A 13,899-nucleotide genomic window follows, 5' to 3' on the forward strand; every position below is an offset into this window, starting at 1 on the left:
ATCCATGAGAGTTCTTCGATGAAGATTTTTGGGCCGTTGTACGACGTGGCCATCCGTTGGTCGCGCCATCGCCGCGCACCCGCGCTGCTGACCGGTCTCAGCTTCGTTGAGGGCTTCATTTTCCCGGTGCCGCCGGAAGTGATGTTGGCACCGATGTCGCTGGCCGAGCCCAAGCGCTCGCTCTGGTTTGCGACCCTGAGCCTGATCGGCTCGATCTGCGGCGCCCTGGTCGGTTATCTGCTTGGCCATTTCGCCTTCGCCGCGCTGCAGCCGCTGATCGAATGGCTGGGCTGGAGCGCGAAGATCCAGCAGCAGATCGAAACCCTGCGCACGCTGGTGGCCGATTCGCCGTGGAAGGCGTTCTGGGCGCTGGTCCTGGTCGGGTTCACCCCGATCCCGCTGAAGATCTTTACCTGGGCCTCGGGCGTGGTCGGCGTGCCGATCCTGCCATTCATCGCCAGCATGTTGGTCGGGCGCGGCAAGCGCGTGTATCTGGTGGCCGGCGCGATCCGCCTGGGCGGTGCGCGGGCCGAAGCGGCGCTGCATCGCTGGATCGAGCCGCTGGGCTGGGTTGCAATGGCGGTGCTGGCGGTCGGTGCGGGCTGGTTGGTGTGGAAGACAACGAACGGATGAGCAAGACGCAGATGAATTCGGCACGCAAGACAGCAGTCATGCTCGCAATGGCCATCGGACTGACCGCCTGCAGCAGCGCAACGGTGGTGCGTTCGCCCGGAGCGAGCGGTGGCGGGTCGTCGTCGCGCCCCAGCGCCGCGCCGCGTCCTTCGGTGCCGCGTCCGGGTGCCACGGTCACCGTGCAGCGCGGCGACACCCTGTACGCGATCTCGCGCCGGACCAATATCACCGCCGCGGATCTGGCCGCCTGGAATGGCCTGTCTTCCCCAAACACCATCTATCCCGGCCAGACGCTCAAGTTGTATCCGCCCGGTACCAGCAAGCCGGGTGGCAGCGCGCCGGTGGCTGGCGGCACCGTGGCCCCGCCGCGCCCCGTCGCGCCGATCGCCGCACCGGTCAGTAGCGGATTTTCGTGGCGTTGGCCGGCCGATGGCGTCGTGGTGGGCACCTTCGTCACTGGCGAAACCACCAAGCAGGGCGTGGACATCGCCGGCACCAGCGGTCAGGCCGTGCGTGCCGCCGCCGATGGCGTGGTGGTGTATTCCGGCGCCGGCCTGGTCGGCTACGGCGAGCTGATCATCATCAAGCACAACGACCAGTGGCTATCCGCGTACGGTCACAACCGCAAGCGCCTGCTCAACGAGGGCCAGAGCGTCAAGGCGGGGCAGCAAATTGCCGAAATGGGCCGCAGCGGCGCCTCCCGCGACATGTTGCACTTCGAGATCCGCTACAACGGCAAGCCGGTCGATCCGCTGCTGTATTTGCCGAAGAAATGAGATTGGGGAGTTGGGATTCGGGATTCGCAACGGCCCTGGGCTGTTCGTATCCGGACAGAGAGTGGGTTCTTCGGACTCACCACTTGGACCAATTGACGCTCTAGCCTGGTTTGGCGATTGAAGGCGCAGCTTGCGGAAGCCCGCTCTTACGAATCCCCAATCCCGATTCCCGAATCCCGTCCCAAGCCAATCAGCCCGGCAACACCATCGCCAAGGCCACCCGCCGGCCTTCGCTGGCCAGCACGTTGTAGGTGCGTGCGGCGGCGGCATTGGTCATCGCCTCCAGGCCGATGCCGCGGGTCAGGCAGGCCGCCAGCACGTCGGTCCTGGGAAACAACTGGCGTTCGCCGGTGCCGAGCAGGATCACGGCCGGGTTGAGCGCCAGCACCGCCTCCATGTGACCGGCCTGCAGTTGCTCCAGCGTCTGGACCGGCCAGTGCTCTACCAGCTCATCCGGCATCAGGATGAAGCTCTGCTGCAGGATCTGCTCGTTCACCTTGGCATGGCGGTCGTCGGCCGCGCGCAGCGCGTAGGCGTAATCGGGGTGTTCCTGACTTAAAGGCATGACGAACTCGCTGGCTCAGCCGCGCGGCAGCACGATCTGGCGCTTTTCCTTGCTGGGGCGGTACAGGATGGCGACGTGGCCGATGCGCTGTACCAACGCACTGCCGGTTTGTTCGATCAGCTCGGCAATCAGCGCATCACGTGTCTCGCGATCCTCCGATGCCACCTTCACCTTGACCAGTTCGTGGCGCTCGAGCACTTCCTCGAGTTCAGCCAGAAATGCCGGCGTGACCCCTTTGCCGCCGGTCTGCAGCAAGGCTTTGAGGTCGTGGGCCTGGCCGCGCAGGAAACGGTTCTGGGCGGAGGTGAGAACAATGGACATGCAGGATCGAAGGGAAGCAAAGGGTGTTCAGGGTATCATGGCGACCCGTTCGGACCCCTTTGCCAATGCCTTCCCGCAGTAAAAGCAGCCAGCGCTGGCTCAAGGAACACTTCGCCGACCCTTACGTGAAGAAGGCCCAGGCCGAGGGCATGCGCTCGCGCGCGGCCTACAAGCTGGAAGAGTTGCTGCAGCGCGACCGCCTGCTCAAGCCGGGCATGGTGGTGGTCGATCTGGGCGCGGCCCCGGGCGGGTGGTCGCAACAGGTGCGCAAATCCATGGGCGACAGCGGCCGGGTGGTGGCGCTGGATATCCTGGACATGCCGGCACTGGCGGGCGTGGAGTTCCTTCACGGCGACTTCAGGGAGCAGGCCGTCCTATCCCAATTCGAAGCGATGCTGGGCGATGTGCCGGTGGACCTTGTGCTGTCGGATATGGCCCCCAATAAGAGTGGCATGGATGCGGTCGACCAACCGCGGATGATGCACCTGGCGGAGCTGGCCATGGAATTTGCCGACACCCACCTCAAGCCGGGCGGGGCATTTCTGATCAAGCTGTTCCAGGGTGTCGGGTCTGACGACTACATTCGCGAACTTCGCCGCCGCTATGAGAAGGTGACGATTCGCAAGCCGGCGGCCTCGCGCAAGCGCTCCCCGGAAGTTTATGCGCTCGGTCAGGGCAAGCGTGTCCAGATCAAGTAAGCTGCCAATGACCATCGTATTTCAAGCATCGAAGAGTAGAGGGCACCGGAGCCAATGAGGATGAACGACTTGACCAAGAATCTGCTGCTGTGGGTGGTCGTCGCAGTTGTGCTGATGGTTGTCTTCCAGAGCTTCTCGCCGCGGATGGCGGGCGGCGTCGGTGCCGACTCGATCACCTACACCCAGTTCCTGAAGGAAGTGGACTCCGGGCGCGTCAAATCGGTGGATTACACCGATGAAACCAACCTGGCCGTCAATGCGATCCGCTTCAAGCGCACCGACGGCAGCGAAGCCACCGTCTACGGCCCGCGCGACGACAAGCTGGTCGACGTGCTGTACAGCAAGAACATCGAAATGACCCGCCAGAAGCCCTCGACCGGGCCTGGCTTCTGGTCGTTGGTACTCAACTTCCTCCCGGTCATCCTGATCATCGGCTTCTGGCTGTTCATCATGCGCCAGATGCAGGGCGGTGGCGGCGGTGCCAAGGGGGCGATGAGCTTCGGCAAGTCGCGCGCCAAGCTGCAGGGCGAAGACCAGATCAAGATCACCTTTGCCGACGTTGCCGGTTGCGACGAGGCCAAGGAAGAAGTCGGCGAACTGGTGGACTTCCTGCGCGACCCGACCAAGTTCACCAAGCTGGGCGGCAAGATTCCGCGGGGCGTGCTGATGGTCGGCCCGCCGGGTACCGGTAAGACCCTGCTCGCCAAGGCGATCGCCGGCGAGGCCAAGGTGCCGTTCTTCAGCATCTCCGGCTCGGACTTCGTGGAAATGTTCGTCGGCGTGGGTGCCAGCCGCGTGCGCGACATGTTCGAGCAGGCCAAGAAGCACGCGCCGTGCATCATCTTCATCGACGAAATCGATGCGGTGGGCCGTCATCGCGGTGCCGGTCTCGGGGGCGGGCATGACGAGCGCGAGCAGACCCTGAATCAGTTGCTGGTCGAAATGGACGGTTTCGAAGGCGGCGAAGGTGTGATCGTGATCGCGGCGACCAACCGGCCGGACGTGCTGGATCCGGCGCTGCTGCGTCCTGGCCGTTTCGACCGCCAGGTCGTGGTCGGCCTGCCGGACGTCAAGGGCCGCGAACAGATCCTGCGCGTGCACATGCGCAAGCTGCCGCTGGCCGAGGATGTCGTGCCGATGGTCATCGCCCGCGGTACCCCGGGTTTCTCTGGCGCCGACTTGGCCAACCTGTGCAACGAAGCAGCGTTGTTCGCGGCGCGTGGCAGCGAGAAGGAAGTCCGCATGGACCACTTCGACCGTGCCCGCGACAAGATTCTGATGGGTGCCGAGCGCCGCTCGATGGCCATGAGCGAGGACGAGAAGACCCTCACCGCGTATCACGAGGCAGGCCACGCCATCGTCGGCCGCCTGGTGCCGGAGCACGACCCGGTCTACAAGGTCACCATCATTCCGCGCGGCCGCGCCCTCGGCGTGACGATGTATCTGCCGGAAGGCGACCGCTATTCGATGAACCGCGTGGCGATCGAATCGCAGCTGTGCTCGCTGTACGGTGGTCGCGTTGCCGAAGAGCTGATCTTCGGTGGCGACAAGGTCACCACCGGTGCGTCCAACGACATCGAGCGGGCCACCAAGATGGCGCGCAACATGGTCACCAAGTGGGGCCTGTCCGACGAGCTTGGCCCGGTGGCCTATGGCGAGGAAGAGGACGAGGTGTTCCTGGGCCGTTCGGTGACCCAGCACAAGAACGTCTCCGATGAAACCGCGCGCAAGATCGACGAAGTCGTGCGCTCGATCCTGGACAAGGCCTACAGCAAGACCAAGACCATCCTCACCGAGAATCTGGACAAGCTGCACGCGATGTCGCAGTTGTTGCTGCAGTACGAGACCATCGACGTGCCTCAGATCGACGCCATCATGGAAGGCCGCGAGCCGCCGCCGCCGGCGGGTTGGGGCAAGTCCGACAAGGACGGTGGCAACAACAACGACAAGGGTAGCCCGCGTCCATTGCCGCCCATCGCCGGACCCGCCGAGCAACTCTAAGCCGGCCATGCACTGATCTGCGAAGCATCCATCAAGGCCGGGGAGCAATTCCCGGCCTTGATGCGTTATCGGGCCGCATCGATGCCCACGTATGGGCGACCATCACCAACCCAGGAGACACTGCCGATGTTCGATACCACCCTGACACTGGATTGCGCCGGCCGCAGCCTGCGACTGGATGCACCGCAGGTGATGGGTATCGTCAATGTCACACCCGATTCGTTCTCCGACGGCGGCCAGCATGCGACCTGCGAAGCGGCGATCGCGCATGGGCTGGCGTTGGTGGAGCAGGGCGCTGCGGTGCTGGATGTCGGTGGTGAATCCACCCGCCCGGGCGCTGCGGCGGTCTCGGTTGAAGAAGAATTGCAGCGGGTCATTCCGGTCATCGAGGCGCTGGCCCAGCGCACCAGCGTGCCGATCAGCGTGGATACGTTCAAACCGGAGGTCATGCGCGCGGCGGTCGCGGCCGGCGCCGGCATGGTCAACGACGTCTATGCCCTGCGTTCGCCCGGTGCGCTGGAGGCGGCGTCGGACCTGCGCGTGCCTGTGGTCTTGATGCATGCGCGCAGCGCGCCACACGCCATGCAGGATGCGCCGCACTACGACGATATCGTGGGTGAAGTGCACCGGTTTCTGGCCGAGCGCATCTTCGCTGCCGAGATGGCCGGCATCGACAAGCGCCGGCTGATCCTGGACCCGGGCTTTGGCTTCGATAAGACCACCCCGCACAACCTCACTTTGCTTGCGCAGCTGCAGCGGCTGCAGGAATTCGGTTTGCCGGTGCTGGCCGGGCTGTCGCGCAAACGCAGCATCGGCGAACTGACCGGGCGCGAGATCGCCGCCGAACGTGTGCACGGCTCGGTGGCCGCGCATCTGATCGCCGCACAACATGGCGCGCTGCTGCTGCGCGTGCACGATGTGGCGGCAACCGTGGATGCGTTGAAGGTATGGACGGCGATGGCGGCGATTCCCGTACCGCGTGTCAGCGCGCCCGCCGCGCCCACGATTCGTTGGCCGGACGAGGACTGATGCCTGTCGACCAACGCCCGCTGGCGATCGCCGTGATGGGCCCCACCGCCAGCGGCAAGACGGCGCTGGCGCTGGAAGCTGCGGAGCGCTGGAACGGGGAAATCGTCAGCGTCGATTCGGCGCTGGTGTATCGCGGCCTGGAGATCGGTGCGGCCAAGCCGGACGCGCCAATGCGCGCGGCGGTGCCGCATCATCTGCTCGACCTGCGCGATCCCTGGCAGGTGTATTCGGCAGCGGAGTTCGCCACCGATGCACGCCAGGCGATCGCGCAAATCGTGGCGCGCGGCAAATTGCCGATTCTGGCCGGCGGCACCGGGCTGTATTTTCGTGCACTGCTGGAAGGTTTGTCGCACCTGCCCGAGGCCGACCAAACGGTGCGTGCATCCATCGCGGCCGAAGCTCAGCATATCGGTTGGGCCGGCTTGCACGCACAACTGGCACGTGTGGACCCGGTTGCGGCAGCGCGCATTCATGCGACCGACCCGCAGCGGATCCAGCGGGCGCTGGAGGTCTACCGCATCAGCGGGCGGCCGATCAGCGCGTGGCAGGCGCTACCGCCAGGGCCGCGCCTGCCGGTACGCGTGTTGAAGGTGGTCTTGGCCCCACGCGAGCGCGCGGTGCTGCATGCACGGATCGCACACCGGCTGGATGCGATGTTGGCCCAGGATTTTTTGGGGGAAGTGCAGCGTCTGCGGGCGCTGCCGCAGATGCAGGCGGTGGCAGCGCCGCTGGATTTGCCGGCCGTGCGCGCGGTCGGCTACCGCCAGGCCTGGCAGTACCTGGACGGGGCTGGCGGCCTGGCCGAGTTCCGCGACAAGGCGATCCAGGCGACCCGGCAACTGGCCAAGCGACAGCTCACCTGGCTGCGCGGCGAGCTGGACGCGCGCTGGTTCGACCCGGAGCGTGACCGCCATCAATTGGAGGACGCAATTGTCGGCTTCCTCGCTGATCGTCCCGCTGTACGGCAGGCTTCAGGCGTGTAACATCCCGTTTCCGGGACCGGCTGGGGATAGCAGGTGTCGACCGGAACAATAAGAACAATAATGAAGAGGATTTTTCGATGGCTAAGGGGCAATCTTTACAGGACCCATTCCTCAATGCGCTGCGGCGCGAGCGGGTGCCCGTGTCGGTGTATCTGGTCAATGGCATCAAGCTGCAGGGCACGATCGAGTCGTTCGACCAATTCGTGGTCCTGCTGCGCAATACCGTGAGTCAGATGGTGTACAAGCACGCCATTTCCACGGTGGTGCCGGCGCGCAATGTGCGCGTGGGGCCTGGTGGTGGGTATGTGCAATCCAATGAAGGCAATCAGGCGGAAGATGACGACGTCGAGCAGTAACGGAGCAGTGCGTGTTTGATCGGTCCCGCAAGGGTGAACACGCGTTATTGATACAGACCCACTCCGGCGGGCCTGCCGAAGACGATGTGATGGAGGAGTTCGCCGACCTTGCAAAGTCGGCGGGCGCCACGGTGGCCGCCACGCTCACCGCGCGCATCGATAAGCCCAGCCCGTCGACCTTGATCGGTAGCGGCAAGCTGGAAGAGGTCAAGGCCGCAGCCGAGGCCACCGGTGCCGATCTGGTGCTGGTCAACCACACTTTGTCGCCCGGCCAGGAGCGCAACCTGGAGCGGTATCTGGAGCGGCGTGTGATCGACCGCACCGGGTTGATCCTGGACATCTTCGCGCAACGTGCGCGCAGCCACGAAGGCAAGCTGCAGGTGGAGCTGGCGCAGTTGCGTCACATGGCCACGCGGTTGGTACGTGGCTGGACGCACTTGGAGCGTCAGCGCGGTGGCTCCATCGGCCTGCGCGGCCCCGGCGAAACCCAGCTGGAAACCGACCGCCGCCTGCTGCAAAAACGCGTCGAACAGTTGCAGCAGCGGCTGGAAAAGGTCGAGGTGCAGCGCACCCAGATGCGTCGTGCGCGGATGCGCAGCGAATTGCCACGGATTGCACTGGTCGGCTACACCAATGCCGGCAAGTCGACATTGTTCAATGTGTTGACCGGTGCAGAGGCTTACGTGGCGGATCAATTGTTCGCCACGCTCGACCCCACCGTGCGACGCATTGCGTTGCCGGGTGGCAGCGCGATTCTTGCCGACACGGTCGGCTTCGTGCGCGATCTTCCGCACGAGCTGGTCGCCGCATTCCGCTCCACGCTGTCGGAGGCGCGCGATGCCGATCTGTTGCTGCACGTCGTCGATGCAGCAGACCCGTTGCGCGAAGAACGCATCCTGCAGGTCGATGAAGTGTTGCGGGCCGTCGGTGCCGGCGATCTGCCGCAACTGCTGGTATTCAACAAGATCGACAAGATCGAGGGCGCCGAAGTGCGCCACGACGCGCAGGACGGCATTCCTGACCCGGCACGCCGCGAGCGTGTCTGGGTGTCGGCGCGCGACGGACGTGGGCTGGAAGAATTGCAGCACGCGCTCGGCCAGCGGCTGGATCTGCGCCACCTGACCGGCCAGCTACGGTTACCACCGTCTGCCGGTCGCCTGCGTTCCAGGCTGCATCAGCTGGAAGTGGTGCGCAATGAGCAATCCGACGAAGATGGTTGGTTGCTCGAGGTCGATCTGCCGATGGTCGAGGCCGAGCGGTTGGCCGCCGGGCAGGACGGTGCGCCGCTGCGCGCGATGCTGCCGGATCGTCGCGAAGACTGGGAAGCGTGATGGAAGCGGCACGGTCGGTCGCACACGACCGTGCTGCTGCTTCAAGGCGCATGGGGAAGGGTGGAGCGCGTCGCTGTGCGGCAGTTGCCAGGCCTCGTCCCGGCCAGCCGGAACTCACAGAAAATCAATATGAGCAGTGGGTGGTGCTGCGCAAGAGTGCAGTGGTGCGCTCATGTGGCGCATCACACCTGTGATCAGGAATGACGCCCTGGGTGCGGTGATTCGGTGCTTGGAGGCGGCGCTGCACGTTGACCACGTGCGGCCGGCACAGCGGCGCACATGCAAGCCCGTCCAGACCCGCCGTACCGCATATTGGCCGCACATCGCCACTGAACCTTGGCCACCTCGCGCCCACCCGGAATCGGCGCCAGCGGCAGACAGGCGCGACGAATTGGGCTAAAACGTCCGCTGCCCCCTCCTTGCCGTGCCCATGTCTTTTTCCGCCGATTCCGAACTGCAGCAGCTGGCCGAAGCCCTCGGGCAGCAATTGCTTGCCGCGCGCGAGCGCCTGGTCACTGCCGAGAGTTGTACGGGTGGCTGGATCGCCAAGGCGGTGACCGATGTCGCCGGCTCCTCGCACTGGTTCGATTGCGGCATGGCCGCCTATAGCTACGAGGCCAAGCAGGCGCTGCTCGGTGTCCGCCCACAGACTTTGGAAGTGCACGGGGCGGTCAGTCGCGAAACGGTGATCGAAATGGTCTCTGGCGCCCTGGTGAATTCCGGCGCAAGCATCGCGGTGGCGGTGACCGGCATCGCCGGGCCCGGCGGCGGCAGTGAGGACAAGCCGGTCGGCACGGTCTGGATCGGCTGGAAACGCCGTGGCGGTTATGCCACCGCACAACTGTTCCAGTTCAATGGCGACCGCGATGCGGTGCGTCGTCAGACCGTCGTCGCAGCATTGCGCGGGTTGAGCGCGCTGCTCTAGCGGTCGTCCGGTTCGCTGATGGCGTTCGGCAGCAGATCCGCGGCGCCCCATTTCCGGCGCAATCTCGCACAGCCTGGAAACCCAAGGCCGTAACCGAGCGCCGTCCCAAGAACTGGCTTGGCCTCGTTGTCGACACGCCGCTGCAGCACGCTGCGCGGACGCGTTACTTGGCACATGCGGCAACGAGGCTGCGAAGCGACAATGGCGCAACCCGGGTGCAGGCAGCTCATCAGCGAACGCTGCCTGTTGCGCATGTACCGCGCGCCTTGCAACCTGCGCTGAGCTTGGACGAGGCGAGAGCGCGACAGCGGAGGGCAGATCGGCTACAAACAAGGTCTGCTCACCGCCCAGCGTGCCAATGCATTCGTTTCTTGCTTCTGTCCCATCGATCGCCGCGTTGCAGGCTGCTATCTACTGCAGTGTCACGCAGCGCCTGAGCGCAACGCGCTCGCAGGCGGTGCGCTGATGTGGGAAGCACTCGGCACGGTACGTGATCTTGGGCGTCTGCAGGAAATCGCCTCGGTCCTGATCCGCTACGGCTTCGGCGATGTGGTGCGTCGTATCGGCATGGCCGATGTGCTTGAGCGCGCCGGCAGGCTGTTGCATTGGCAGAACGCCGAGGGCCGGTTGCGCATGTCCGCAGCGATGCGCGTGCGGCGTGCACTGGAAGAGCTCGGACCCACCTTCGTCAAACTGGGCCAGGTGCTGGCCACGCGTGTGGATCTGCTGCCACCGGAGTGGATCGAAGAATTGAGCGAGCTGCAGAACGCGGTGCCGGCGCTGCCGTTCGAGCAGATTCGCCCACAGCTGGTTGCTGCGCTGGGCATGGAGCCGGAAACCGTCTTCGCGCGCCTGGACGAACAGCCGCTGGCGGCCGCCTCGCTGGCACAGACCCATCGCGCGTGGTTGGTCGATGGCACGCCGGTGGTATTGAAGATTCGTCGTCCCGATATCGGTGACACCATCGACGCGGATCTGCGCCTGCTCGCCCGGCTTGCTGAAATCGTCGAAACCCGCGCACCGGATCTCAAGCGCTACCGTCCTTCCGAGGTGGTGCAGCAATTTACCGTCTCGCTGCGACGCGAGCTGGACTTCGCTGCGGAAGGGCGCAACGCCGAACGCATCGCCGCCAACTTCGCGCACGATACGCAGGTGGTGGTGCCGGCGGTGTACTGGGAGTGGACCTGCGAGTCGCTCAACGTGCAGGAATTCATCGATGGAATTCCGGGGCGCGATCTGCTCGCCGTCGATGCGGCCGGCCTGGATCGCAGGGCGCTCGCACGTGCCGGTGCCGGCATCGTGCTCAAGATGGTGTTGCAGGACGGCTGCTTCCACGCCGACCCGCATCCGGGGAACATTTTTTACCTGCGCGACGGGCGCATCGCGGTCATCGATTTCGGCATGGTCGGGCGCGTCTCCGAGCAGCGTCGGTTTCAGGTCGCACAGCTGCTGCACGGCATGGTCAGCTACGACGCCGAAGCAGTGATCGACGTCTTGCTGGAATGGGCGGGCACCAGCCTGGAGATCGACGAGGCGCGTTTGCAGCAAGACATCGGCGCGTTCGTCGACGAGTATCGCGGCGTGCCGCTGAAAGAATTGCGTATTGGCGCAATGCTTGGCGACGTCACTTCCATCCTGCGCGATCACGGACTGACGCTGCCATCGGATCTGGCGCTGATGATCAAGGCCTTTCTCACCCTGGAAGGCATGGGGCGCCAGCTCGATCCGGATTTCGACATGGCCACCGAGGCGCGCCCGTATCTGGAACGCGTGGTGTTGCAGCGCTATGCGCCGCGCGCCATCGTGCGGCGCGGCCGGCGGACCGTGACTGGCGCGATCGACCTGATCGGCGATCTGCCGCGCGATCTCAAGCGCCTGTTGCAAGCCGCACGCCGCGGCAAGCTGCAGCTTCAGATCGAAACACGCGCATTGCGCGAGTTCGGCGAGCAGGTCGACCGCGCGGCCAATCGCCTCACGATGGGGATCGTGACTGCCGCGTTGGTGATCGGCTCCTCGATCGTCATGAACAGTGTCGGCGGGAGCGCCAGCCGCTGGTTGCTCGCGCTGGGCGTGGGCGGTTTCATCGGCGCGGCGCTATGCGGTATCTGGATCCTGTTTTCGATCTGGCGAAGCCGGCGCTAGCGCGCGACGCGCGGGCATCGTGGTGGCGTACAGGCAGGGCGCGGCGAACACTTGCGCAGGGGCTCGTTAGTAGTAATACTACTAACCATGGACCTGACCGATACCCAGCAAGCGATCCTGGCCTTGATCGCCGAGCGCATTGATGCCGATGGTGTTCCGCCGTCACAGACCGAGATCGCGCGCGCGTTCGGCTTCAAGGGCGTCCGCGCGGCGCAATATCACCTGGAAGCGCTGGAGCATGCGGGGGCGATCCGCCGCGTTCCAGGCCAGGCGCGCGGGATACGGCTGGCCGGGCAGGGTGCGCAGACACGCATGGCTCCGGTGAGCGAGGCGGCCCGCGACGATGTGCTGCGCCTGCCGGTGCTGGGCCGCGTTGCGGCGGGTTTGCCGATCGGTGCCGATATCGGCTCGGACGACTTCGTTGTACTGGATCGTGTGTTTTTCTCGCCCTCGCCGGATTATCTGCTCAAGGTGCAAGGCGATTCGATGCGCGACGAAGGCATCTTCAATGGCGATCTGATCGGCGTGCACCGTACCCGCGACGCGCGCTCGGGGCAGATCGTGGTGGCGCGGATCGATGAGGAAATCACGGTAAAGCTGCTGAAGATCGGCAAGGACCGCATCCGGCTGTTGCCGCGCAATCCGGACTACGCGCCCATTGAGGTGCTACCGGATCAGGATTTCGCGATTGAAGGACTGTATTGCGGACTGTTGAGGCCTAACCGCTGAGGTCTGCGCCGATGGCCGTGCCGGCGTTTCTCCGAGCTGGCACCGCAGGATTTCCCGCTGCCACGGGACCTTCCGCCTCCCTAATCTGAGTGTGTCGCCTGCAGTCTCAGCCTGTGCGATACACCGCCGCTACATTAGCCCCATACCGAAATCACTGACGAGGATCACCCAGATGGACGAGAACAAGAAGCGCGCCCTTTCCGCCGCACTGAGCCAGATCGAAAAGCAATTCGGCAAGGGTTCGGTAATGCGCATGGGCGACCGCGTCATCGAGGCGGTCGAAGTCATCCCGACCGGCTCGCTGATGCTGGATATCGCCCTGGGGATCGGCGGCCTGCCGAAGGGCCGCGTGGTCGAAATCTACGGCCCGGAATCTTCCGGCAAGACCACCTTGACCCTGCAAGCCATTGCCCAGTGCCAGAAGAACGGCGGCACCGCTGCCTTCATCGACGCCGAGCACGCGCTGGACCCGATTTATGCGGCCAAGCTGGGCGTCAACGTCGACGACCTGCTGCTGTCGCAGCCCGATACCGGTGAGCAGGCACTGGAAATTGCCGACATGCTGGTGCGCTCGGGTTCGGTTGATATCGTGGTGGTCGACTCGGTTGCCGCACTGACGCCAAAGGCGGAAATCGAAGGCGAGATGGGCGACCAGTTGCCTGGTTTGCAGGCTCGCCTGATGAGCCAGGCGCTGCGCAAGCTCACCGGCAATATCAAGCGCTCCAATACGCTGGTGGTCTTCATCAATCAGCTGCGCATGAAGATCGGCGTCATGATGCCGGGCCAGAGCCCGGAAGTGACCACCGGCGGCAACGCGCTGAAGTTCTACGCCTCGGTGCGTCTGGATATTCGCCGTATCGGTGCGATCAAGAAGGGCGACGAGATCATCGGCAACCAGACCAAGATCAAGGTGGTCAAGAACAAGCTGGCGCCTCCGTTCAAGCAGGTCGTGACCGAAATCCTGTATGGCGAAGGCATCAGCCGCGAGGGCGAATTGATCGACATGGGCGTGGAAGCCAAGCTGGTCGACAAGGCCGGCGCCTGGTACAGCTACGGCGATGAGCGCATCGGGCAGGGCAAGGACAACGCACGGACCTACCTGCGCGACAACCCGCAGGTTGCGACCCGGCTGGAAGCCGAGTTGCGTGAGAAGTTCCAGCCTGCCGAAGCACCGCGCGAGGCCGGCGACGACGAAGACAAGGAATAAGTTGCAGCCTCACAACATCACCAGTCGCCGGAGTCGGTTTGCCGGGAGTCGGTGACGGTGATGCTATTGGTGAGCGGTGGGCGGAACCTCGCACGGTACGCCACCGCTCCATTGCCGCCCACGTCCGCCCGGCGCTGGGGCAGCAGGTTCGAGCGTGTTGAAGTTTTTCTATCGCGAGGACGGCGGAGTCAGTGCCGTCGCTT

Annotated in this window: 14 protein-coding genes; 12 read left to right on the forward strand and 2 right to left on the reverse strand. The window is 64.7% G+C overall.

Going from position 1 to position 13,899, the window contains the following annotated elements:
- Positions 1-18: 18 nt before the first annotated feature.
- Both AC1POX_RS09590 and AC1POX_RS09595 read left to right on the forward strand, forming a co-directional pair.
- Positions 19-633, forward strand: a complete 615-nt coding sequence (locus tag AC1POX_RS09590; RefSeq protein WP_003481846.1) for a YqaA family protein — start codon at positions 19-21, stop codon at positions 631-633.
- Positions 630-1,409 (forward strand): peptidoglycan DD-metalloendopeptidase family protein, encoded by a 780-nt coding sequence (locus AC1POX_RS09595; RefSeq protein WP_011347105.1) that lies wholly within the window; start codon positions 630-632, stop codon positions 1,407-1,409. The genes AC1POX_RS09590 and AC1POX_RS09595 overlap by 4 nt, the downstream gene beginning before the upstream one ends.
- A gap of 190 nt (positions 1,410-1,599) precedes the next feature.
- On the opposite strand, the gene AC1POX_RS09600 is transcribed toward AC1POX_RS09595, so the two are convergent.
- Both AC1POX_RS09600 and yhbY read right to left on the reverse strand, forming a co-directional pair.
- Positions 1,600-1,974, reverse strand: coding sequence for an Mth938-like domain-containing protein (locus AC1POX_RS09600; RefSeq protein WP_372357040.1), 375 nt, complete (start codon positions 1,972-1,974; stop codon positions 1,600-1,602).
- A 15-nt stretch (positions 1,975-1,989) separates the two neighbouring features.
- The gene (gene yhbY, locus AC1POX_RS09605; RefSeq protein ID WP_005915020.1) at positions 1,990-2,295 is read right to left on the reverse strand and encodes a ribosome assembly RNA-binding protein YhbY; all 306 of its coding nucleotides are present in this window, start codon (positions 2,293-2,295) and stop codon (positions 1,990-1,992) included.
- Between the two features lie 65 nt (positions 2,296-2,360).
- Here yhbY and rlmE point away from each other — a divergent pair, with 65 nt between their 5' ends.
- The 10 genes from rlmE to recA all read left to right on the forward strand — a co-directional run bounded on the left by rlmE (position 2,361) and on the right by recA (position 13,696).
- Complete coding sequence (gene rlmE / locus AC1POX_RS09610) at positions 2,361-2,993, forward strand: 23S rRNA (uridine(2552)-2'-O)-methyltransferase RlmE (protein WP_005915021.1); 633 nt, start codon at positions 2,361-2,363, stop codon at positions 2,991-2,993.
- Between the two features lie 60 nt (positions 2,994-3,053).
- On the forward strand, positions 3,054-4,994 hold the full coding sequence (gene ftsH, locus AC1POX_RS09615; protein WP_014089977.1) for an ATP-dependent zinc metalloprotease FtsH: 1,941 nt from the start codon (positions 3,054-3,056) through the stop codon (positions 4,992-4,994).
- 126 nt (positions 4,995-5,120) lie between these two features.
- Positions 5,121-6,023, forward strand: coding sequence for a dihydropteroate synthase (gene folP / locus AC1POX_RS09620; protein WP_372357041.1), 903 nt, complete (start codon positions 5,121-5,123; stop codon positions 6,021-6,023).
- Positions 6,023-7,006: a tRNA (adenosine(37)-N6)-dimethylallyltransferase MiaA gene (gene miaA / locus AC1POX_RS09625; protein ID WP_031422296.1), complete on the forward strand. Its 984-nt coding sequence runs from the start codon at positions 6,023-6,025 to the stop codon at positions 7,004-7,006. The genes folP and miaA overlap by 1 nt, the downstream gene beginning before the upstream one ends.
- Positions 7,007-7,083: 77 nt before the next feature.
- Entirely contained in the window at positions 7,084-7,362 is a 279-nt protein-coding gene (hfq, locus tag AC1POX_RS09630; protein ID WP_005915027.1) for an RNA chaperone Hfq, read from the forward strand.
- Between the two features lie 11 nt (positions 7,363-7,373).
- Positions 7,374-8,693, forward strand: a complete 1,320-nt coding sequence (hflX, locus tag AC1POX_RS09635; protein WP_031422298.1) for a ribosome rescue GTPase HflX — start codon at positions 7,374-7,376, stop codon at positions 8,691-8,693.
- 430 nt (positions 8,694-9,123) lie between these two features.
- Entirely contained in the window at positions 9,124-9,618 is a 495-nt protein-coding gene (locus AC1POX_RS09640) for a CinA family protein (protein ID WP_008574640.1), read from the forward strand.
- A 465-nt stretch (positions 9,619-10,083) separates the two neighbouring features.
- Positions 10,084-11,760, forward strand: coding sequence for a 2-polyprenylphenol 6-hydroxylase (gene ubiB / locus AC1POX_RS09645; protein ID WP_008574639.1), 1,677 nt, complete (start codon positions 10,084-10,086; stop codon positions 11,758-11,760).
- 87 nt (positions 11,761-11,847) lie between these two features.
- Positions 11,848-12,489, forward strand: coding sequence for a transcriptional repressor LexA (lexA, locus tag AC1POX_RS09650; protein WP_372357153.1), 642 nt, complete (start codon positions 11,848-11,850; stop codon positions 12,487-12,489).
- Between the two features lie 172 nt (positions 12,490-12,661).
- Positions 12,662-13,696, forward strand: a complete 1,035-nt coding sequence (recA, locus tag AC1POX_RS09655) for a recombinase RecA (RefSeq protein ID WP_008574635.1) — start codon at positions 12,662-12,664, stop codon at positions 13,694-13,696.
- The last annotated feature ends 203 nt before the right edge of the window (positions 13,697-13,899 follow it).

The organism is Xanthomonas sp. NCPPB 3442, assembly GCF_056725145.1.

What these genes read in the sequence shown, in the direction of transcription:
- rlmE (WP_005915021.1), top strand. Translation starts at nt 2,361, where the DNA reads ATGCCTTCCCGCAGTAAAAGCAGCCAGCGCTGGCTCAAGGAACACTTC.
- miaA (WP_031422296.1), top strand. Translation starts at nt 6,023, where the DNA reads ATGCCTGTCGACCAACGCCCGCTGGCGATCGCCGTGATGGGCCCCACC.
- yhbY (WP_005915020.1), bottom strand. Translation starts at nt 2,295, where the DNA reads ATGTCCATTGTTCTCACCTCCGCCCAGAACCGTTTCCTGCGCGGCCAG.
- recA (WP_008574635.1), top strand. Translation starts at nt 12,662, where the DNA reads ATGGACGAGAACAAGAAGCGCGCCCTTTCCGCCGCACTGAGCCAGATC.
- AC1POX_RS09595 (WP_011347105.1), top strand. Translation starts at nt 630, where the DNA reads ATGAGCAAGACGCAGATGAATTCGGCACGCAAGACAGCAGTCATGCTC.
- lexA (WP_372357153.1), top strand. Translation starts at nt 11,848, where the DNA reads ATGGACCTGACCGATACCCAGCAAGCGATCCTGGCCTTGATCGCCGAG.
- ftsH (WP_014089977.1), top strand. Translation starts at nt 3,054, where the DNA reads ATGAACGACTTGACCAAGAATCTGCTGCTGTGGGTGGTCGTCGCAGTT.
- AC1POX_RS09590 (WP_003481846.1), top strand. Translation starts at nt 19, where the DNA reads ATGAAGATTTTTGGGCCGTTGTACGACGTGGCCATCCGTTGGTCGCGC.
- ubiB (WP_008574639.1), top strand. Translation starts at nt 10,084, where the DNA reads ATGTGGGAAGCACTCGGCACGGTACGTGATCTTGGGCGTCTGCAGGAA.
- hfq (WP_005915027.1), top strand. Translation starts at nt 7,084, where the DNA reads ATGGCTAAGGGGCAATCTTTACAGGACCCATTCCTCAATGCGCTGCGG.
- AC1POX_RS09600 (WP_372357040.1), bottom strand. Translation starts at nt 1,974, where the DNA reads ATGCCTTTAAGTCAGGAACACCCCGATTACGCCTACGCGCTGCGCGCG.
- AC1POX_RS09640 (WP_008574640.1), top strand. Translation starts at nt 9,124, where the DNA reads ATGTCTTTTTCCGCCGATTCCGAACTGCAGCAGCTGGCCGAAGCCCTC.
- folP (WP_372357041.1), top strand. Translation starts at nt 5,121, where the DNA reads ATGTTCGATACCACCCTGACACTGGATTGCGCCGGCCGCAGCCTGCGA.